At 68.8% G+C, this 18,331-nt stretch carries 18 protein-coding genes; 11 read left to right on the top strand and 7 right to left on the bottom strand.

Translation table 11 applies throughout. The features are described 5' to 3' along the window. Positions 1–55 precede the first annotated feature (55 nt). From ABD736_RS13335 to ABD736_RS13320, 4 genes are all read left to right on the top strand, one after another. A complete protein-coding gene (locus ABD736_RS13335) occupies positions 56–574 on the top strand; it encodes a GDSL-type esterase/lipase family protein (protein ID WP_344792353.1) in 519 nt (172 codons plus the stop codon). A 186-nt stretch (positions 575–760) separates the two neighbouring features. Next, the gene (locus ABD736_RS13330; protein ID WP_344792351.1) at positions 761–1,201 is read left to right on the top strand and encodes an RbsD/FucU family protein; all 441 of its coding nucleotides are present in this window, start codon (positions 761–763) and stop codon (positions 1,199–1,201) included. A gap of 72 nt (positions 1,202–1,273) precedes the next feature. Continuing rightward, positions 1,274–1,609: a DUF6804 family protein gene (locus tag ABD736_RS13325; RefSeq protein WP_344792350.1), complete on the top strand. Its 336-nt coding sequence runs from the start codon at positions 1,274–1,276 to the stop codon at positions 1,607–1,609. Between the two features lie 200 nt (positions 1,610–1,809). Next, positions 1,810–3,975, top strand: a complete 2,166-nt coding sequence (locus tag ABD736_RS13320; protein ID WP_344792349.1) for a DEAD/DEAH box helicase — start codon at positions 1,810–1,812, stop codon at positions 3,973–3,975. 47 nt (positions 3,976–4,022) lie between these two features. Here ABD736_RS13320 and ABD736_RS13315 read toward each other — a convergent pair whose 3' ends face one another. Next, the gene (locus ABD736_RS13315; RefSeq protein ID WP_344792348.1) at positions 4,023–4,256 is read right to left on the bottom strand and encodes a hypothetical protein; all 234 of its coding nucleotides are present in this window, start codon (positions 4,254–4,256) and stop codon (positions 4,023–4,025) included. Positions 4,257–4,336: 80 nt separating this feature from the next. Here ABD736_RS13315 and ABD736_RS13310 point away from each other — a divergent pair, with 80 nt between their 5' ends. Both ABD736_RS13310 and ABD736_RS13305 read left to right on the top strand, forming a co-directional pair. Beyond that, positions 4,337–4,978: a CYTH domain-containing protein gene (locus ABD736_RS13310; protein ID WP_344792347.1), complete on the top strand. Its 642-nt coding sequence runs from the start codon at positions 4,337–4,339 to the stop codon at positions 4,976–4,978. Positions 4,979–5,018: 40 nt separating this feature from the next. Next, positions 5,019–6,044 (top strand): 6-phosphofructokinase, encoded by a 1,026-nt coding sequence (locus ABD736_RS13305; RefSeq protein WP_344792346.1) that lies wholly within the window; start codon positions 5,019–5,021, stop codon positions 6,042–6,044. 197 nt (positions 6,045–6,241) lie between these two features. Here the strand turns inward: ABD736_RS13305 and ABD736_RS13300 are convergent, their stop codons facing one another. Together ABD736_RS13300 and ABD736_RS13295 are read right to left on the bottom strand one after the other, a co-directional pair. After that, entirely contained in the window at positions 6,242–6,898 is a 657-nt protein-coding gene (locus ABD736_RS13300; protein ID WP_344792345.1) for a hypothetical protein, read from the bottom strand. A gap of 70 nt (positions 6,899–6,968) precedes the next feature. Further along, on the bottom strand, positions 6,969–9,104 hold the full coding sequence (locus ABD736_RS13295) for a S9 family peptidase (protein WP_344792344.1): 2,136 nt from the start codon (positions 9,102–9,104) through the stop codon (positions 6,969–6,971). A gap of 24 nt (positions 9,105–9,128) precedes the next feature. Between ABD736_RS13295 and ABD736_RS13290 the strand changes: the two genes are divergently transcribed. Then, positions 9,129–10,085, top strand: a complete 957-nt coding sequence (locus ABD736_RS13290; protein WP_344792343.1) for an NADP-dependent oxidoreductase — start codon at positions 9,129–9,131, stop codon at positions 10,083–10,085. A gap of 12 nt (positions 10,086–10,097) precedes the next feature. On the opposite strand, the gene ABD736_RS13285 is transcribed toward ABD736_RS13290, so the two are convergent. Then, complete coding sequence (locus ABD736_RS13285) at positions 10,098–10,751, bottom strand: MmpS family transport accessory protein (protein WP_344792342.1); 654 nt, start codon at positions 10,749–10,751, stop codon at positions 10,098–10,100. A 170-nt stretch (positions 10,752–10,921) separates the two neighbouring features. Here ABD736_RS13285 and ABD736_RS13280 point away from each other — a divergent pair, with 170 nt between their 5' ends. Both ABD736_RS13280 and ABD736_RS13275 read left to right on the top strand, forming a co-directional pair. After that, on the top strand, positions 10,922–12,217 hold the full coding sequence (locus tag ABD736_RS13280) for a sensor histidine kinase (RefSeq protein WP_344792341.1): 1,296 nt from the start codon (positions 10,922–10,924) through the stop codon (positions 12,215–12,217). Between the two features lie 28 nt (positions 12,218–12,245). Then, the gene (locus tag ABD736_RS13275) at positions 12,246–12,941 is read left to right on the top strand and encodes a response regulator transcription factor (RefSeq protein ID WP_344792340.1); all 696 of its coding nucleotides are present in this window, start codon (positions 12,246–12,248) and stop codon (positions 12,939–12,941) included. Positions 12,942–13,009: 68 nt separating this feature from the next. Here the strand turns inward: ABD736_RS13275 and ABD736_RS13270 are convergent, their stop codons facing one another. Further along, positions 13,010–13,477, bottom strand: coding sequence for an Hsp20/alpha crystallin family protein (locus ABD736_RS13270; protein WP_344792339.1), 468 nt, complete (start codon positions 13,475–13,477; stop codon positions 13,010–13,012). Positions 13,478–13,605: 128 nt separating this feature from the next. Here ABD736_RS13270 and ABD736_RS13265 point away from each other — a divergent pair, with 128 nt between their 5' ends. Then, positions 13,606–14,028 carry a hypothetical protein gene (locus tag ABD736_RS13265; protein WP_344792338.1) on the top strand — a complete coding sequence of 141 codons (423 nt, stop codon included), beginning with the start codon at positions 13,606–13,608 and terminating at the stop codon, positions 14,026–14,028. Further along, positions 14,009–15,007, top strand: coding sequence for an alpha/beta hydrolase (locus tag ABD736_RS13260; protein ID WP_344792337.1), 999 nt, complete (start codon positions 14,009–14,011; stop codon positions 15,005–15,007). The genes ABD736_RS13265 and ABD736_RS13260 overlap by 20 nt, the downstream gene beginning before the upstream one ends. Here the strand turns inward: ABD736_RS13260 and ABD736_RS13255 are convergent. Both ABD736_RS13255 and ABD736_RS13250 read right to left on the bottom strand, forming a co-directional pair. Then, complete coding sequence (locus tag ABD736_RS13255) at positions 14,976–16,889, bottom strand: APC family permease (protein ID WP_344792947.1); 1,914 nt, start codon at positions 16,887–16,889, stop codon at positions 14,976–14,978. The two genes, ABD736_RS13260 and ABD736_RS13255, sit on opposite strands and share 32 nt — an antisense overlap. Before the next feature lie 94 nt (positions 16,890–16,983). Beyond that, the gene (locus tag ABD736_RS13250) at positions 16,984–18,303 is read right to left on the bottom strand and encodes a uracil-xanthine permease family protein (protein WP_344792336.1); all 1,320 of its coding nucleotides are present in this window, start codon (positions 18,301–18,303) and stop codon (positions 16,984–16,986) included. Between the last annotated feature and the right edge of the window lie 28 nt (positions 18,304–18,331).

Raw genomic sequence — 18,331 nt, 5'->3', positions numbered from 1 at the left:
GCCCCTCGCGCACCCGGGTAGTTCGCTAACTTAGGAACACGAGGAGGCCATGGATATGACCGCAGGGACCGTGACGGCATTCGTCGGCGACAGCCTGACCGAGCATGGCGACTGGCAGGCGCTGCTGCCAGACCAGAGCGTCATCAACTTCGGCGTCGGCGGCAACACCACGCACGATCTGCTCGAGCGGCTCGACGAGGTGGTCGCGGCCGGCCCGTCGACCGTCGTCGTTGAGATCGGCACGAACGATTTCGCGTGGCGCCTTCCGCTCGAAGAGGTCGTCGAGAACATCCAGGCGATTCTCTCGACCCTGCGTCAGAAGCTTCCCGACGCGGCGATCGTGATGCAGAGCATCCTGCCGCGCCAGCCCGAGTACGCGCATGTCGTGCGCACCGTCAATGAGCAGCTCGAGCGGTACGTGCCGAGCGTCTCATGCAGCTATGTGAACCTGTGGCCGGCTCTCGCAGACGAGAACGGCGGGCTGAAGCCCGAGTTCACAACGGACGGGCTGCATCTGACGGATGCCGGCTATCGGGCCTGGTTCGCTGCGCTCAAGCCGGCCCTGGGCGCCTGATCCAAGCCGCGTCGACGTTTCCTGCGCGCTTCAGGTGAGCGCCTTTAGTGGACGTCGGGCGCCAGGATGCGACGACACGCCGTCTTAGCCCCCGCATGGGGGAATACTCCGGCGGCGGTCTTGCCAGTAGCGTGCGTAGCGGGGTTGAGGAGAGTCAGTTCTACGACTTTTTGAAAGAGGCACGTCGTGCTCAAGAACCTCGACCCGATCCTGTCTGGCGCACTGCTATCCGTCCTCGACGAGATGGAGCCCGGCCAGTGGCTGACGCTCACGGCCGGCCCGATCAGCACACCGCGCAGCGGCCCGGACCACACCGTGATCGATCTGACGGGCGTCTCGACTGAAGCGGCCACCGCCGCCCTGCTGAGCGTTCTTCCGCTCGACCACAGCGGCGCCCCCATCGTCTACCTCGACAGTGCAGACGCCGCCGACGAGCTTCCCGACGTGGTGTTCGCCGTGTGCGGCATCGCCGCCGACGCCGAGCTGCGCCGGGTTCCGATGTCGCGCCTCGATGAGAAGGACTTCGCGCTGCTCGCCCAGCGCTCGGCACTCACCGTGCGCTCCGACCTCGGTGGAGAGCCCGCCGCCTTCCTGCTGCGCAAGGGCGAGCACGTCTCGTACGCGTGAGCGATCGGGTGCGTTCGTCGCCGCTGCGCGCCCAGCTGAGCCGGAGGCCTCACCCGATAGGCTTCCCTCGCCATGGCACGCCCGACGAACGCACCCCAGCCCGCCCGCCTCGCACTTGCACCCGGCTTCCTCGGGGCCATCGTGCTGATGGCCGGGCTCGCGCTCATCGGCACCAAGAACTACACCTGGATCGAATACCCCGCGGCGATTCTCGCGGCCATCATCGGCTGGTTCGCGATTCAGGGGAAGCAATGGTGGTTCGTTCCCGCGATGGCGGCCATCGTCGTGATCTGGAACCCGGTCTTCCCGCTGCCGCTTCCGAACATCGCGTTCCAGGGGTTGAGCATCGCCGGCGCCGCGACCTTCATCGCAGCCGGCGTGGTCATCAGAGTCACGCCGTCGTCGTGATGCGCGGCTGCCCGTCGCGGCAGGCGGTGCCGGTGGGCTTCGCCCGACTGAGGTAGGATAGGAGTCGCGCGGATTCCCGTTCCGCCGCGGCCCGAGAGGCTCTCGCTGCTCGTTCGTGCCTCGGCCCCGGAATCCGTCCAGCACATCGGGTGAATCCCCGGGGTCCTCCCGGTCGGCCCGCAGATCGTTCGTGGAGGCACATGTCCCAGACCGGAGAGCGCGTCGCACAGCAGCGGCGCTCCGGGCGTCGTCATCAGAACAATGACGGCCTCATCCCCGTCCTCGCGCGCCGCGTGCGCGAGGTCGAAGCAAAGGCCCAGGGCGGGAAGAAGCTCGGGCCGACCAACCGCACCAAGTTCCAGGTCATCGCCCTGCTGATGCGCGAAGAGCGCGCCCGAGCGAAGTCCGACCCGGAGCTCAGCGAGGCGCAGCGCGCAGAGCAGCTGAAGCGGCTCGACGGCATCGCGCAGATCCTCGCCAAGACCGCGGCCCGCGACACGAGCCTCATCCAGCTCCTCGAGACGGATGCCTCGCCATCGGCCGCCGCACAGAAGATGCGCCGCGACTGGCTGCTCGAGTCGGGAACGGCCCTCAGCCCCGACGACCTGATCATCGTCGTCGAAGAGCCCAAGGTGCTCGACAACAAGCCTGTGCTGTCTGCCGAGCTCGCCGAGAAGCAGGTCATCCCGCAGTCGGTGAAGGCGCGTCAGCTGTCGAACCCGTTCCTCGCGCCGGACTTCTCGCGCTACGCCGAGCAGGCCCGGCCGGCCCCGCGGCGCCGCCTCGACTCGTGGGAGCTGCTCGGACCGCTGTTCAAGTCGTTCGAGCAGGGCGCCGGCGGCCGCATCGCCAGTATGGAGCTGCCGCCCGCCCCGAAGATCGACCGCTACGCGCCTCCCGGTATGGAGCTCATGCACCACCAGGCGCAGTTCGTCGAGTCAGCACGCCTCGGGCACCGCACCTTCCTGCTCGCCGACGAGCCCGGCCTGGGAAAGACCGCGCAGTCTCTGCTGGCGGCATCCGTCGCCGATGCATACCCGCTTCTCGTCGTCGTGCCCAACGTCGTCAAGATGAACTGGCAGCGCGAGGTCGAGCGGTGGACGCCGCAGCGCCGCGCCACCGTGATCCACGGTGACGGCGCCGGCCTCGACGCATTCGCCGACATCGTGATCGTCAACTACGAGGTGCTCGACCGCCACCTGTCGTGGATCGCCCAGATGGGCTTCAAGGGCATGGTCGTCGACGAGGCGCACTTCATCAAGAACCTCCACTCGCAGCGCTCGCAGCACGTGCTCGCCCTCGCCGACACGATCCGCAAGACGGCCCCGGGCGGCGAGCCGCTGCTCATCGCGCTCACCGGCACCCCGCTGATCAACGACATCGACGACTTCCGGGCGATCTGGCAGTTCCTCGGCTGGATCGACGGCACCAAGCCGACGCGCGAGCTGATGGACCGCCTCGAAGAGACCGGTCTCACGCCCGCCGACCACGAGTTCTACCCGGAGGCGCGCGAGACGGTCATCGATCTCGGCATCGTGCGCCGCCGCAAGATCGACGTCGCCGCAGACCTGCCCTCTCGCCGCATCGTCGACATGCCCGTCGAACTCGATGACGAGCTGGGGCGCTCGATCAAGGCCGCAGAGCGCGAGCTGGCCGGCCGCCTCGTGTCGCGCTACCAGCGCGCGCTGGCCGCAGGCGTGGGCGAGAACGTCGAAGGCGGCACGGATGCCCGGCGCGAGCACCTCATCAGGGTCGTCGCCCACGCCGAGCTCGAGGAGTCGAAGAACGCCAAGTCCGGCGAGAACGTCTTCACGATGGTGCGCCGCATCGGCCAGGCGAAGGCCGGCCTCGCGGCCGACTACGCGGCGCAGCTCGCCCGCTCGACCGGCAAGGTCGTCTTCTTCGCCAAGCACATCGACGTCATGGACCAGGCGGAGGCACTGTTCGCGGCGCGCGAGCTGAAGGCGGTGTCGATCCGCGGCGACCAGAGCGCCATCGAGCGTCAGAAGTCGATCGACGCGTTCCAGAACGACCCTGAGGTCTCGGTCGTCGTCTGCTCTCTCACCGCCGCAGGAGTCGGCATCAACCTGCAAGTGTCGTCCAACGTGGTTCTCGCCGAGCTGTCGTGGACCTCGGCCGAGCAGACCCAGGCGATCGACCGCGTGCACCGCATCGGCCAGGAGGAGCCGGTCACCGCGTGGCGCATCATCGCCGCGCAGACGATCGACTCGAAGATCGCCGAGCTCATCGACGCCAAGCAGGGCCTCGCGCTGCGGGCGCTCGACGGCATCGACGTCGAGCCGGGCTCAGAGGCATCCGTTCAGCTCGACGCGCTGGTCTCCCTGCTGCGCGACGCGCTCGACTGAGCCAGCCGGTCTCCATTCGGCTGCGCCGAGTCGACCAGCGGGGACGATCACTCGTCGAAGTCGTCGAACTCCTCGTCCTCTTCGTCGAGCTCGTCCCCGTAACCCGTGGGGCGCTCGTCGTCGGGGAAGACCTCTTCGTCTGACTCGAAGTCGTCGTCGAGGTCGAGGTCTTCCTCGTCGAAGGCCTCCGTCTCGGGCTCGTAGTCCTCGACGTCCTCGGGTGCCTCGTCCTCGAGATCGACGTCGTCATCGTCGAATTCGTCAAGTCGGCTGTCGCTCATGGGATGCAGGCTACGCCGGGGCTCGCGGCAGGCCAATACCCGATTCCGGTTCGGTCGGCACGATGCCGCAGACTGTTCATATGAGCGGTGGCGACGTCGAGATCGAGCGCAAGTACGACGTGGACTCGGCCGCGCGCATGCCGTCGCTGATCGGCGCGGGGCGCGTCGCGAGCGCAGATGAGGCGGATGCCTTCGACCTCGACGCCACGTACTTCGACACCCCCGAGCTGACGCTCGCCGGGCAGCGCGTCGCGGTGCGGCGCCGCGTGGGCGGGCATGACGCCGGGTGGCACATCAAGTGGCCGCCGCTTGCCGAAGGGCGCCGCGAGCAGCAGTTCCCGCTGGGGGAGGGCGAGGGGGCAGAGCTTCCCGCGGAGGTCCGCGCCGCGCTCGGCGGGCTCGTCGGCGACAGCCCTCTCGTGCCGATCGCGCGCGTCCAGAACCACCGGGTCGCGACCGTGCTGCGTGATGCCGACGGCGAAGCTCTCGTCGAGCTCGCCGATGATCACGTTGTGGCCACCGACCTGCGCTCCGGTGCGACTCAGGGCACCGAGCGACGCTGGCAGGAGTGGGAGGTCGAACTCCTTCCTGGGGGGAGCGCCGGCGAGGCATCCGATCGCGCCGCGCTCCTGGATGCGATCGAAGTGCGCCTCGTTGCCGCAGGTGCGCAGCCGCCGTCATCGGGGTCGAAGCTGGCTCGGGCACTCGGACTGTCTCGATAGGACCCCAACGGTCGATAGTCTCCAAGCAGAAGGAGCTTTCATGCGAATCGGAATTCTGACCTCCGGTGGGGACTGCCCCGGACTCAACGCCGTCATCAGGGGCGCCGTCCTCAAGGGCGACCGCGTCTACGGGCACGAATTCGTGGGGTTCCGCTGGGGCTGGAAGGGTGTGGTCGAGGGCGACCTCATGGAGCTGCCCCGGCACCGTGTGCGCGGCCTGTCGAAGGAGGGCGGCACCATCCTCGGCTCGAGCCGCACCAACCCCTATGAGGCCGGCGGCGGCCCCGAGAACATTCAGAAGGTGCTCGACAAGAACGGCATCGACGCGATCATCGCGATCGGCGGCGAGGGCACGCTGGCCGCCGCCCGGCGTCTCTCCGACGACGGGCTGAAGATCGTCGGCGTCCCGAAGACGATCGACAACGACCTCCAGGCGACGGACTACACGTTCGGCTTCGACACCGCGGTCGGCATCGCCACCGAGGCGATCGACCGCCTGCGTACGACAGCCGAGTCCCACCAGCGCTGCATGGTCGTCGAGGTGATGGGGCGCTACGTCGGCTGGATCGCCTTGCACGCCGGTATGGCGGGCGGTGCACACGCCATCCTCATCCCCGAGGTCAGCACGACGATCGAGCAGATCTGCGAGTGGGTGGAATCGGTGCGCGACCGCGGCCGTGCGCCGGTGATCGTCGTCAGCGAGGGTTTTCACTTGCCGACGATGGACGGCGCGCACTCGCACAAGGGGCTCGACCCGTTCGGGCGCCCGCTTCTCGGCGGCATCGCGGACATCCTGGCCCCGATGATCGAAGAGCGCACGGGCATCGAGTCGCGCGCCACCGTCATCGGCCACATCCAGCGTGGCGGGGCTCCGAGCGCTTTCGACCGTGTGCTGGCGACCCGCTTCGGCATGGCGGCGGTTGACGCGGTGACCGAGGCCCGGTGGGGCACGATGGTCGCCCTGCGTGGAACCGACGTGGTCGACGTCAGCATCACCGAGGCGACCCGCAGCCTGAATTCGGTGCCGCGCCGCCGCTGGGAAGAGGCCGCCCTGCTCTTCGGCTGATCGCGCGTGCCGGGTCCGCGGCCCCAGCACATGACCTCAGCGGAGTTGAACTAGAGCCCCATTTCTCGCACAGATGACACCAATGGTGCTGACTCTGCACCATTGGTGTTGCCTTTGCACCATTGGTGTCGACCAAGCACCATTGGTGCTGACTGTGCACCATTGGTGTGGAGTGTGCACCATTGGTGCTCTCCGGGTTAGGAATGGTGCTCTCGTTCAAGTGCTTCCGAGGCGATGCGCTGCACGTCCTGCGGAATCGCACCGAGACGGAGAAGCGCGACGTACACGCGACGGGGAGCGACGGTGATCGCGTGGGCGAGATCCTCGGCCGCGAAGCCGTCATCGCACATCGCAGCAAGCAGTTCGCCGCTCTCGGCATAGGTCAGGCACGTCGTCATCGCTTGGCGCAACGCCTCACGCCACGGCATCCGCAAGCGGTCGGGCAGGCCTCCCTTGCGCGCTGAGCGCTTCGTGGCTTCAAGCGATGGAACGCGGGTGCGCGGCCCGCTCCAATGCACGCGAGCCAAAGGCGCATCGGCACGCCAGCGAGCTGCGGCTCCGCGCTGACCGCGCCGAAAGCGCAGGTGGGGATGATCGGGGGCAGCTATCGGCAGGCCCAACCCGGCGAGCACCGTGACGCAGTCCAGATGCCCGCCACACCAGGCCGCGAGTCGCTCTTCTTCGGTGAGGTGCGAGCAGATGTAGACGCCCATCCTGAGCAGTTCGGTGCGTCCGTAGCCCATGCGGAATGGGATGATGGCCGACTCCTGGCCATGGAACGTCCGCAGCAGTTCGGCATGCGTGGCGATGTGGCCGAAGGAGCACAGAGGGGATTCGCCTGTGGAGCGCAGCATGCGCACACTGTGGCGCAGCGGCCGCGACGCCGCGTCAGCTGTCCACAGGCGCAGCTCTGCGGGCTGGGGCTCAGGCGGCGAGGCCGAGGCGGTCGAGGAGCCAGGCGAGCTCCCACGCGCGTTCGCGCCACGCGTTGTAGCGGCCCGAGACACCGCCGTGGCCCGCGACCATCTCGATCTTCAGCTGCGCATCCGCGCCGACCTCGCGCAGGCGCGCCACCCACTTCGCCGGCTCGACGTAGAGCACGCGCGTGTCGTTGAGGCTGGTCACTGCCAGGATCGGCGGGTACGAGACATCCGTTCTCACGTTCTCGTACGGCGTGTAGGAACGCATGTACTCGTACACGGACGCATCGTGCAGCGGGTCGCCCCACTCGTCCCACTCGATCACCGTCAGCGGCAGCGACGGGTCGAGGATCGACGTGAGAGCGTCGACGAAGGGCACGTCCGCCAGGATTCCGGCGAAGAGCTCGGGCGCGAGGTTCGCGACGGCGCCCATCAGCAGGCCTCCGGCGCTGCCGCCCTCCGCGACGAGTCTGGACGGCGCCGTCCACCCGGTGTCGATCAGGTGGCGCGCGCACGCGACGAAGTCGGTGAAGGTGTTCTTCTTCGCGAGCTTCTTGCCGTTCTCGTACCAGGAGCGGCCGAGTTCGCCGCCGCCGCGCACGTGCGCGATGGCGAAGACGACGCCGCGGTCGAGCAGCGACAGTCGAGAGATGCCGAACGCGGGGTCGATGCTGTGTTCGTACGACCCGTAGCCGTAGAGCTCGAGCGGCGCGGGCGCCACGGGTCGCCCGCGCTCATCGGGCGGCACGAGGTCGCGGCGGTACACGAGTGAGATCGGCACGCGGGTGCCGTCCTCGGCGACGGCCCACTCGCGGCGCTGCTGGTACAGCTCGGGCGAGTACCCGCCGAGCACGGGCTGCTGCTTGAGAAGCCGCAGCTCGCCGGTGGCCGGCACCAGGTCGTAGACCGTCGACGGCGTCACGAGCGAGCCGTAGCTCAGGCGGACCGTCGGCTGCCGCCACTCGGGGTTGCCGGACGCGCGCACGGTGTACAGCGGCTCGTCGAACGGCACCTCGACGAGCTTCCCGTAGCCGGAATCCGTCAGCGGGATCAGCCCGAGCCTGGTCAGTCCCTCGCGCCGGTACTCGACGACGATGCGCTCGGCGAAGGCGTCGATGTCATCGAGCCGCACTGCCGGGTCGTGCGCGATCAGCACGCGAGGCGTGGCGGCAGGGTCGGATGCCGGCACGTCGACGAGTTCGAAATCGAGGGCGCCGTCGTTGTGCAGGATCAACAGCCGGTCCTCGCCGGCGACGACAGCATGGTCGACGGAGTACTCGACGCCCTCACGGCGCGGCCACACGATGCGGGGCGCTCCGGTCGGGTCATCCGCATCGATTAGCCAGGATTCGCTCGTGATCGACGACGACGCGCCCACTTCGATGAAGCGGCGGCTGCGCATGAGGCCGGCGCCGACCCAGAAGCGCTCATCGGGTTCGTAGAACACCTTCGCGTCGTCGGATGCCGGCGTGCCGACCGTGTGCCGCCACACGGTGTCCGGGCGCCAGGCCTCATCGACCGTGGTGTAGAAGACGAAACGGCCGTCGGGGCTGAAGAAGGCGCCCGCGGCGGTGCCGGGAACCTCGTCGTCGAGGTCCTCGCCGGTGGCGAGGTCTCGGACGCGCAGGGTGTAGCGCTCATCACCCTCGACGTCGACGGCGTAGGCGAGCAGGGTGCCGTCCGCCGACACATCGAAGGTGCCGAGCGAGAAGAAGTCGTGTCCCTCCGCTTCCCGGTTGGCGTCGAAGAGCACCTGCTCGCCGGGCAGCGCCGGCACCTCGGCCGAGACCTCGGCGGGCCGCGGGGGACTCCAATCATCCGGGCTCGCGATCGGCGCGCGGCACTGCACGCCGTACTGCTTCCCCTCGAACGAGCGCGAGTAATACCACCAGTCGCCCTCGCGCACGGGCACGCTCAGGTCGGTCTCGAGCGTGCGCGACTTGATCTCGGTGAAGATCGTCTCGCGCAGCCCGGCGAGGTGCGCGTTGCGGCTCTCGGCGTACGCGTTCTCGGCGGTGAGGTGCGCGATGACCTCGGGGTCGTCCTTCGCCCGCAGCCATTCGTAGTCATCGATGACGGTGTCGCCGTGGAAGGTGCGCTCGGTGGGGATCTTCTTCACGACGGGAGCGGTGTCGGTCACCTTGACCACGTTAGCGTTGCGTGCATGGCCCGTTTCGCGAGATTCGACCGGTTCGGCCCCACGGCCGAGGTGCTGCGCATCGTGCACGAGGAGCCGCCCCACCCGGGCCCAGGCGAGGTACGGGTGCACGTGTGCGCGAACGGACTGAACCCGGTCGACTACAAGATCGTGCGATCGGCGCAGAGCGCGGCGAACTACGGGCTCACCGACCCCGGCTCGATACCCGGTGGCGCCGGCGTCGGCTTCGATTTCGCGGGTGACATCGACGAGATCGGCGAGGGCGTCACCAGGTTCCGGGTCGGCGACGCCGTGCTCGGTGGCCGCCGCCATCACGCGATCGGCGATTTCGTGATCATCAAGGCGGCTGCAGAGGATGCCGGCAGCGACGGGATCCTGATCGAGAAACCCGCCGCGCTCGACTACGACACGGCCTCGGCGCTGCCCGTCGCGGGCCGCACGGCGATCGCCGCAATCGACCGCGTCGGTGCGGGCCCCGGCGACACCGTGCTCGTCAGCGCGGCCGCCGGGGGAGTGGGCCTCATCGCCGCGCAGCTCGCCGTGCTGCGCGGGGCGACCGTGATCGGCACGGCCAGCGAGCACAACCACGATTTCCTGCGCAGCCTGGGCGTCACGCCGGTCACGTACGGCGACGGACTGGTGGAGCGGTTGAAGGATGCCGCGCCCCAGGGTTTCACCGCCGCGCTCGACAACAACGGGCCGGACTCGGTCGATGCCGCGCTCGCCGTGGGAGTTCCCGTGGAGCGGATCAACACCATCGCGGCCCGCGGGCACCGCGGCGCCCAGGGGGTCGGCAACCCGCAGGCCACCATGCAGCAGTTCGCCGAGATCGTCCGATTGGTCGCCGACGGCTCGATCGTGGTGCCGATCGAGGCGGTGTACCCGCTCGAGCGCGTGGCCGAGGCATACGCGCGGCTCGAAGCGGGTCACGTGCGAGGCAAGCTCGTCGTCGTGACCCGCTGAGCGGCGGTGGGACTACTTGTCGGCGTCCGGGGTGGCCGTGCAGTCGACCGTGGCGAACTGTCCCGAGCTCGTCTGCTGCGCGACGACCTTGCCATCGACGGTGATCTTGCAGGCGATATCGGCGCCGGTCGTGCCGTTGGTGGCAGTGAGCGAATAGACGGGAATGAGGCCCTGCTTCTCGGTGATGGTCTTCGAGAACGGCAGCTTCTGACCCGTGGCCTGGGACATGCCGGACCCCGAGGCCGATGAGTAGGTCACGGTGGCGTCGGTGGACGTGCCCGTGACCTGGAACACGACGGTCACCTGCTTGTTCGCCTTCTTGTCGAGATCGTGACCGACCGACTGTGCGGCGGAGAAAATGGCGGCGTACACGACCGTCATCAGGATCGCGGCCAGCAGGGCGATGCCCGCGACGATCGTGCCGGCGACGGCGATTCCGCCCCGATGGCCGCGCAGGACGAGCGCGAGGATGCCGAGCAGCAGCCCGACACCGCCGAGTCCGATCGCGACGTAGCTCGCGAACGGGATCCAGGCGAGGACGAAGGCGATGATGCCGAGCACGAGGGCTGCGACGCCGAGGCCGCTTCGGCGCTTGAGCTGGGGCGCCTGAGGCGGGTTCGCGCCGACCGGCGCCTGCGGGGGAACGGGGGACTGGGTCTCGGACATGCGTACTCCTTGGCGACGTGGCGCCGGGGTGTTCCGGCGACGTGATCACCCTCGTGCGCCGCGCATGCCGCACGGATCGTCCTTCGGGCTCGTGATCGCCAGCCGATCGGCTGGCATCGTCGGCCCGGTGGCTGGAGCGCGATGTCGTCGGTCGCCCCTACGCTCGCGTCATGACCTCGACCCCGATCGTGGCCGCCCCTCGTCGCGGCGGCGTCCTGCGGCGCGTCCTCGCGGGCGGCTGGTCGACCGGGCTGTTCATCATGGGCGCGGTCGTCGACATCGTCGGCGTGATCAATGTGCCCGGCGCGGCTGGCCCCGGCGGCGACGGAACGCTGACGGTCACCGGGTTCGGCACGCTGCTGTGCCTCGTCGCGCTTGCCGCATGGGTGACCGTCTTCTGGCGACGGCAGGTGCCGTTGCTCACGGTGATCGCCGGTGCTGTGCTGTTGCTCGTCGGCGTCTCCTACCTGCTGTTCCTCGTCGGACTACTGCAGGCGCTTCTCGCGTGGCGATCTCGCACCACGCGCCTGGCCGCGATCGGTCTGGCCGGTGTCGGGCTGTACGTGGTTCGCGAGCTCGTCGGCCCGTGGGGTGGCGCGCTGGCGTATATCTTCACGACCGATGCCGGCACGGCATCCGCACACCCGGCGGTCTGGAACCTCGTCACCGTCCTGATCGCGCTCGTGGCGCTCGGGCTGACCCTGGTCACCTACCTGTACGGGCGCACGCGCGTCGAGGTGGATTCCAGTCGACGGCTCGCCGCGCGTGAGAGCCGCCGCGCCGACGAGCTCGGAATCGAGTTGGCGCGCCAGCGTGAGCGCGAGAGCGTCGCGCGCGACATCCACGACACCCTGGCCAGCGGGCTGTCGGTGCTGTCGCTGCAGGCCGGCGCCCTCGAGCTCACGGCCGAGAGCGCCGGGCCTGCCGAGCTCAAGGCGCGCGCTCGCGGCCTTCGGGAGCAGGCGCATTCCGCGCTCGAAGACCTGCGGGTGCTCCTCGGCGGCTTGCGCAGCTCCGGGCCCGGTGGTGGTGCCGCGTCGAGCGCCTCCAGCGCCTCGCTGAAGTCTCTGGGCGCGTTGATCAGGCACTACCGCGAGAACGGCGTCGTGATCGACTCGCACGTGCTGATCGAAGACGCAGAGCGGGCGACCGCCGCCTTCGAGGCATCCGTCTACCGCATCGTCCAAGAGAGCTTGACGAACGCGATCAAGCACGCGCCGGGGTCACGAGTGTCGCTCTTCCTCGAGGCGGCCGCGACGGTCGGCGCGCGCATCCGCGTCAGCAACCCGCTCGCCCCTTCTGGGCTGCGCGTGCCGGGTGCCGGCCGCGGCACTCAGGGCATCCGAGAGCGCGTGGCCGAGCTCGACGGCACAGCGTGGCTCGGCGAGCACGCGGGCGCGTTCATCGTCGACGTGACGCTGCCGTGGAGCGACCGCGAGCCCGCCTCGTCGCGCAGCGCCGGGTGATGTCGGCGGCCGTCGATACGCTCGCGACGTGAGTGTTGACCCCCTTCCCGCCGACTCGCGACCGTGGCGCGTGCTGATCGCCGACGACGATGCGATGTCGCGCCGCTTCATGGCAGAGATCCTCAGCTCGCAGGCCGACCTCGAGGTCGTCGCGCAGGCGCCCGACGGCGCCGCGGCGGTTGAGGCTGCTCGGCGTCACCGCCCCGACGTCGTCCTGATGGACGTGCAGATGCCGCATGTCGCCGGTCCCGCGGCCACCGAGACGATGCTGGCGCAGGTGCAGACGAACGTCGTCGCGATCACGAGCTACGCGACCGATGACATCGTCGATCAGATGCTGGTCGCTGGTGCGATGGGATTCCTGCTGAAGGACCAGCCGCCACACGAGCTGATCGACGGCGTGCGCACGGTGGCGCGCGGCGATGGCTTCGTCTCGCCTGCGGCGACGGCGCGGCTGATCCGCCGCTATGTGAGCGGCCGCGGCGAGGCTCACCGACAGGAGGCGCGGGAGAGGTTCGAGGCGTTGTCCGAGCGCGAGCGCGACATCGCGGTGCTCGTCGCGTCGGGCGCATCGAACCAGCAGATCGGGGCCGAGCTCCACCTGTCGGTGGCGACGGTCAAGACCCACCTCGAGCAGGCGCGCCTCAAGCTCGGCGCTGCCAACCGGGCGCTGGTCTGCGTGCTGGTCGAGCGTGCGGGGTTCGGCCCCGTCGGCTTCGGGTAGTGGCTGCCGGGCATCCCGCCTGCATAAGAAAAGACCCCGGTGAACCGGGGTCTTTCCGTCACTGCGAGTTAGGCGTCGGCGGTCTCGACGTGAGCGCCCTCTGCGTGGCTGCTCTCGACGGCCGGCTGGATGGTCTCGGCGCGGGAGTTCACCGCGATCTTGCGCGGCTTGGCCTTCTCGCTCATCGGGATCGTGATCGAGAGCACGCCGTTCGAGTAGTCGGCGGTGATGTTCTCGGTGTCGATGCCCTGGCCGAGGCTCAGCTGGCGCAGGAAGGTGCCGCCCTGGCGCTCGCGCGTCAGCCACTTCACGCCGTCGCCGGTGGCGAGGGTGCGCTGGGCGCGGATGGTCAGCAGCTGGCCGTCGACATCGATGTCGACCGAACCCGGGTCGATGCCGGGCAGATCAGCGGACAGGACGTAGGTCTCGCCGTCCTTGTAGAGGTCCATCGGCATCAGCCGAGGACCGGCGGGGCGGTCGAGGAACGAGCCCGCCAGGCGGTCGAACTCGCGGAACGGGTCGAAGTTCATGGCCATAGGAATCAGCTCCTTACTCAGTAGTCCCAAAGTTGAGCCCCATCGACTCAACTGTGACTTACATTAGCACTCGAACACCGAGAGTGCCAGATCCATTCCTTCCAGGTTCCGGGCGTAATAATGAGCCTGTGATCGCGAGCTCACTCGCCCGGCAGCTGCGGGACGCCGGGTTGGAATGGCATCCCGCTCCGGGCGACTTCTTCCGCATAGAGGGCCCGGAATTCGCCTCGGACGAGACCTTCACGGTCTCGGATATGACCGTCGAACCGCACGAGTTCGACACTGGAACGATCCTGGGCTTCAACGGCACCACCGAGTGGGCCCTCGACTCCGTCGCGCTCGAGCAGGCGCTCTGGCTGCCCCGCGAGGACCAGCTGCGCGAGCGCCTCGGCGCCTCGTTCCGGTCGCTGACGACGCTGCCCGACGGCGGGTGGCGCGTCACCACCCGTGGTGACGATGACACGGGCGAGGCCGTCTTCGACGCCGCAGCTGCGGAAACCGCCTACGCCCTCGCTCTTCTGGCGCTGATCGATGTCGCGGCGCTCCGGTAGCCGCTCGGCGCCGTTCCCGGTCGGGCCATGGCTGTGGACGGCGATGATGCTGCCGTTCGCACCGCTGCAGTCGCGCAGACTCAACGCCACTCCGGTGCGGACGGTCGATTATCTGCTCGACATCGACTACGTCGGCGATCGCCATTACGGCCACCGGCTCGACGTGCTGACCCCGCGTCGCGAGTCGGGGGCGACCGAGAAGCTGCCGGTCTACGTCTACTTCCACGGCGGCGGCTGGACCAGCGGCGACAAGTCAGCCCTGACGAAGTACTGCGCGGTGCAGGCATCCACCGGCATCGTCGTCGTCAACGTCAACTACCGGCGCGCCGGGCTGCGCGGCGGCGGCTTCGGCATGCGCCACATGCTGCACGACGCGAACGAGGCGTTGCGCTGGGTCGTAGCGCACATCGCCGAGCACGGCGGCGACCCGAGCACGATCGTGCTCGGCGGCGACTCTGCGGGCGCGCAGATCGCCGCGCTCCTGGCGGCGACGACGACGCGCCCCGAGCTCGCCTCCCACTTCCGGCTGCGGCCCGCCGTCACCCGCGACGAGATCGGCGGGCTCGTGCTGCACTGCGGCGCCGTCGACTTCTCGGTCGTGTTCGAGCCCGGCTTCATCATGAGCCACGATTTCGTACGGATGCTTCTTCCGGGCTACCGACGGCACCGCATGAAGCCGGCCTCGCTGCAGAGGGCCTCGCGGTGGCTCAGCCCGATCGAATGGGTCGACGAGAACTTCCCGCCCGTGCTCGTCACGACGAGCGAGCGCGACATCTTCTATCACGCCAACGTCAACTTCGCGAAGGCGGCGGAGCGGGCGGGCATCCCCGTCGAATTCGTCAGCTACGGCTGGGATTCACGCAACACCGAGCACACGTGGCAGCAGGATGCCGGGCATCCGGAATCAGCAGAGGTGTACGAGCGCCTGCAGAACTTCATCGCCCAGGTCAGCTCACGTGCACGATCGGCCGGCGCTTAGGGTTCTTCTCGGCCTCGCGCAGCACCTCGCGCGTCACCGGGGCGATCTCGCCCGTGCCGTCGAGCAGGAACCGCGCCATGTTGGAGATCGGGTTGCCCTCGTTCCACTGGAAATAGATGCTCGGCACGATGCCGGTCTGGTCGCGGATCTCGAGCAGCACCGCGGCGATCGCGTTGGGAATCGAGATCGACTCGACCCGCAGGATGCGGTAGCCGTGTTTCTCGACGCCCTTCACCTCGAGATCCTCGACGAAGTCGGAGGAGTCCTCTTTGGTGCGCGGCTTCGGCAGCACCTCGATGAACAGCAGCCTGGCCCCCTGCGGGATGTGGCTGAAGTAGCGCTCTGACCTGCTCTTGTCGCTGTACTCGTCCCTCGTGTCGGGGCCCGGCTCGTGCGCCACGATGCGGATGACGCCGGACTCGTCCTCGGCATCCTCTTGCAGCCACGCCTCGGCGACCGGGTCGAAGGTCACCGACGACGCGCGCAGCTCGAACGAGCGCTTCGCGCGCGAGGCCAGCGAGATGATCAGGATCGCGAGGATGAACAGTGCGGCGATGCGCACGCCGTCCGGCCGCTCGATGACGTTCACGACGGTCGAGTAGAGGAAGGCGACGGTGACGAAGCCGAACGCCCAGACGCGCTTGCGCTGACGGCGCCGGAACGCGGAGACGGTGACGGCGAAGGCGGCGGAGCACATCAGCACCAGCACGCCGGTCGCGTAGGCGCCGCCCTGCGCGTCGACGTTCGCGCGGAAGACGATCGTGATCAGGAAGGCGATGAGTCCGAACACGACCACGAGCGGGCGCACCGCGCTCGCCCACTGCGGTGCCATGCCGTAACGCGGCAAATATCGGGGGACCAGGTTCAGCAGGCCGGCCATGGCCGAGGCCCCGGCGAACCACAGGATCGCGATCGTCGAGACGTCATAGACCGAGCCGAAGGCAGGCCCGAGGTACTCGTGGGCGAGATAGGCGAGGGCGCGGCCGTTGGCCTGACCGCCCGCCTGGAACTCCTTCTGCGGGATCAGCAGGGTCGTCGTGATGCTCGAGGTGATCAGGAACACGCTCATGATGGCCGCGGCGGTGCCGAGCAGGCGCCGCGTGCCGCGGATGCGCCCCATCGGCAGCTTCGCCGTGTCGTGCGGGCCGCCTTTGATCTGCGGCATGACGGCGACGCCCGTCTCGAAGCCCGACATGCCGAGGGCGAGCTTCGGGAAGACCAGCAGCGAGATCCCGATGATCTGGGCCCAGTTGCCGTTCTGGCGGAACATGGCCGACCACCAGTCGTCGACCAGCACCGGATGATCGGCGATGTGCGCGAATGCGACGATCACGACGACCGCGTTCAGCAGCAGGTAGGCCGCGACGAGCACCACGGCGATGCCGATCGCCTCGCGGAACCCGCGCAGGAAGACCGCCGAGAGGATCGCGAGCAGGAACAGCGTGATGCCGATCTGCCAGCCGGTGCCCGACATCCACGTCGGCGTAAGCGGGTTCTCGATGGCGTGGGCGGTGGCGTCGGCCGCCGAGAGCGTCATCGTGATCATGAAGTCGGTCGCCGCGAAGCCGAGCAGTGCAAGCACGAGCAGCTTTCCCCACCAGTAGGGCAGGGTGCGCTCGAGCATGGCGATCGATCCGGAGCCCTTGAAGCTCTCGCGGGCCACCCGGCGATAGACCGGCAGGGCGCAGCACAGGGTGAGCAGCACGAGCACGACCGTCGCGAACGGCGCGATCAGACCGGCCGCGAGCGCCGCGATCGCCGGCTGGTAACCGAGCGTCGAGAAGTAGTCGAGGCCGGTGAGGCACATGACCCGCCACCACGACGCCGGCTTCTCGGCCTCCGCGGAATGCGGCCCGACCTGCGTGCCGCGGATGTCGGTCATGCCGGTCAGGAACCACTCCCGCGCGGTGGGGCGGGCGGCGTCGTTGGTCACAGGCCAGATGTTACGGGAGCGCGCTTTCGGGCGATCTGGATCTTCACGCGGTTCCGCGCCGCGTTCCGATCCAGGTCATGACGTGGTAGATGACGACGGCCGCGATGGCGCCGAAGGCGATTCCGGTGATCTGCACCTTCCCGAGCGTCAGGGTGACGTTCGCGATGCCGATGACCAGGGCGATCGCCGCGGTGAACTGGTTGCGCGGGCGCGCGAAGTCGACCTTGTTGTCGATCCAGATCTTGATGCCGATGACGCCGATCAGTCCGTAGAGCGCGATCGTCGCGCCGCCGAGGACCCCGGCGGGGATCGAGAAGATGATCGCGCCGATCTTGGGGCAGAGGCCGAGGGTGATCGCGATGACGCCGGCCACCCAGTAGGCCGCCGTCGAATAGACGCGCGTCGCCGCCATGGTGCCGATGTTCTCGCCGTAGGTGGTCGTGCCCGACCCGCCGAACATGCCGGCGATGACGGTCGACAGGCCGTCGGCGAACAGCGCGCGGCCGGTCAGCCGGTTGAGTTCCGGATGCCCCGACATGGCGGCCACGCCGCGGATGTGCCCGACGTTCTCAGCGATCAGAGCGAGCACGATCGGCAGGAACGCGGGCAGCAGGCCCCACGTGGGCAGGGCATCGCTGAACGGATTCGCCGGCAGGTGGAACTGGGGAAGCCCGAACCACGCCGCCTTGCCGACAGCCGAGAAATCCACCTGTCCCTGAATCGCGGCCGCGATCCAGCCGACGACCACGCCGAGGAAGATCGAGAGGCGGCCGAGCAGGCCGCGGAAGACCACGGCGATCAGGATGATCGCCGCGAGCGTGATTCCGGCGGTGAGCGGCGCCTGCGTGAAGTTGCCACCGGCCGTCGGTGCGAGGTTGAAGCCGATCAGCGCGACGATCGCGCCGGCGACGACAGGCGGCATGAGTGCGTCGATCCACGCGGTGCCGGTGATGATGACGAGCAGGCCGATGATCGCGAGCAGCACACCCACCGCGACGATGCCGAAGAGGGCGGCGGGCAAGTGGTCGGCGTGCTCGTACTTCGCGCCCATCGCGGCGGCGATCGGCGCGAGGAACGCGAACGAGGAGCCGAGGTAGCTGGGCAGTCGGTTCTTCGTGATCAGCAGGAACAGCAGCGTTCCGATGCCGGAGAACAGCAGGGTGGTCGCCGGCGGGAAGCCGGTGAGCACCGGAACGAGGAATGTCGCGCCGAACATGGCGACGACGTGCTGTGCGCCGATGCCGATGGTGCGGGGCCAGCTCAGCCGCTCGCCGGGGCCGACGATGGCGTGCGGTGCGATGGTCTTCCCGTCGCCGTGCAGGGACCAGGTGAGTCGACTCGGGGCAGGCGGCTGCTGTGGCATGAGAGCAATCTTGTCGGTAGCGGGCGGG

The sequence above is a fragment of the Gryllotalpicola daejeonensis genome (genome assembly GCF_039538145.1).
GTDB classification, from domain to species: domain Bacteria; phylum Actinomycetota; class Actinomycetes; order Actinomycetales; family Microbacteriaceae; genus Gryllotalpicola; species Gryllotalpicola daejeonensis.
Note: the sequence above shows the minus strand (reverse complement) of the source record. Positions and strands in the feature narration are given on the sequence as shown.

Excerpts from the sequence above, each read along its gene's own strand:
- ABD736_RS13305 (WP_344792346.1), top strand. The coding sequence starts at position 5,019 with ATGCGAATCGGAATTCTGACCTCCGGTGGGGACTGCCCCGGACTCAAC.
- ABD736_RS13250 (WP_344792336.1), bottom strand. The coding sequence starts at position 18,303 with ATGCCACAGCAGCCGCCTGCCCCGAGTCGACTCACCTGGTCCCTGCAC.
- ABD736_RS13285 (WP_344792342.1), bottom strand. The coding sequence starts at position 10,751 with ATGTCCGAGACCCAGTCCCCCGTTCCCCCGCAGGCGCCGGTCGGCGCG.
- ABD736_RS13320 (WP_344792349.1), top strand. The coding sequence starts at position 1,810 with ATGTCCCAGACCGGAGAGCGCGTCGCACAGCAGCGGCGCTCCGGGCGT.
- ABD736_RS13270 (WP_344792339.1), bottom strand. The coding sequence starts at position 13,477 with ATGGCCATGAACTTCGACCCGTTCCGCGAGTTCGACCGCCTGGCGGGC.
- ABD736_RS13255 (WP_344792947.1), bottom strand. The coding sequence starts at position 16,889 with ATGACCGACATCCGCGGCACGCAGGTCGGGCCGCATTCCGCGGAGGCC.
- ABD736_RS13325 (WP_344792350.1), top strand. The coding sequence starts at position 1,274 with ATGGCACGCCCGACGAACGCACCCCAGCCCGCCCGCCTCGCACTTGCA.
- ABD736_RS13300 (WP_344792345.1), bottom strand. The coding sequence starts at position 6,898 with ATGCTGCGCTCCACAGGCGAATCCCCTCTGTGCTCCTTCGGCCACATC.
- ABD736_RS13280 (WP_344792341.1), top strand. The coding sequence starts at position 10,922 with ATGACCTCGACCCCGATCGTGGCCGCCCCTCGTCGCGGCGGCGTCCTG.
- ABD736_RS13290 (WP_344792343.1), top strand. The coding sequence starts at position 9,129 with ATGGCCCGTTTCGCGAGATTCGACCGGTTCGGCCCCACGGCCGAGGTG.
- ABD736_RS13260 (WP_344792337.1), top strand. The coding sequence starts at position 14,009 with ATGTCGCGGCGCTCCGGTAGCCGCTCGGCGCCGTTCCCGGTCGGGCCA.
- ABD736_RS13335 (WP_344792353.1), top strand. The coding sequence starts at position 56 with ATGACCGCAGGGACCGTGACGGCATTCGTCGGCGACAGCCTGACCGAG.
- ABD736_RS13315 (WP_344792348.1), bottom strand. The coding sequence starts at position 4,256 with ATGAGCGACAGCCGACTTGACGAATTCGACGATGACGACGTCGATCTC.
- ABD736_RS13310 (WP_344792347.1), top strand. The coding sequence starts at position 4,337 with ATGAGCGGTGGCGACGTCGAGATCGAGCGCAAGTACGACGTGGACTCG.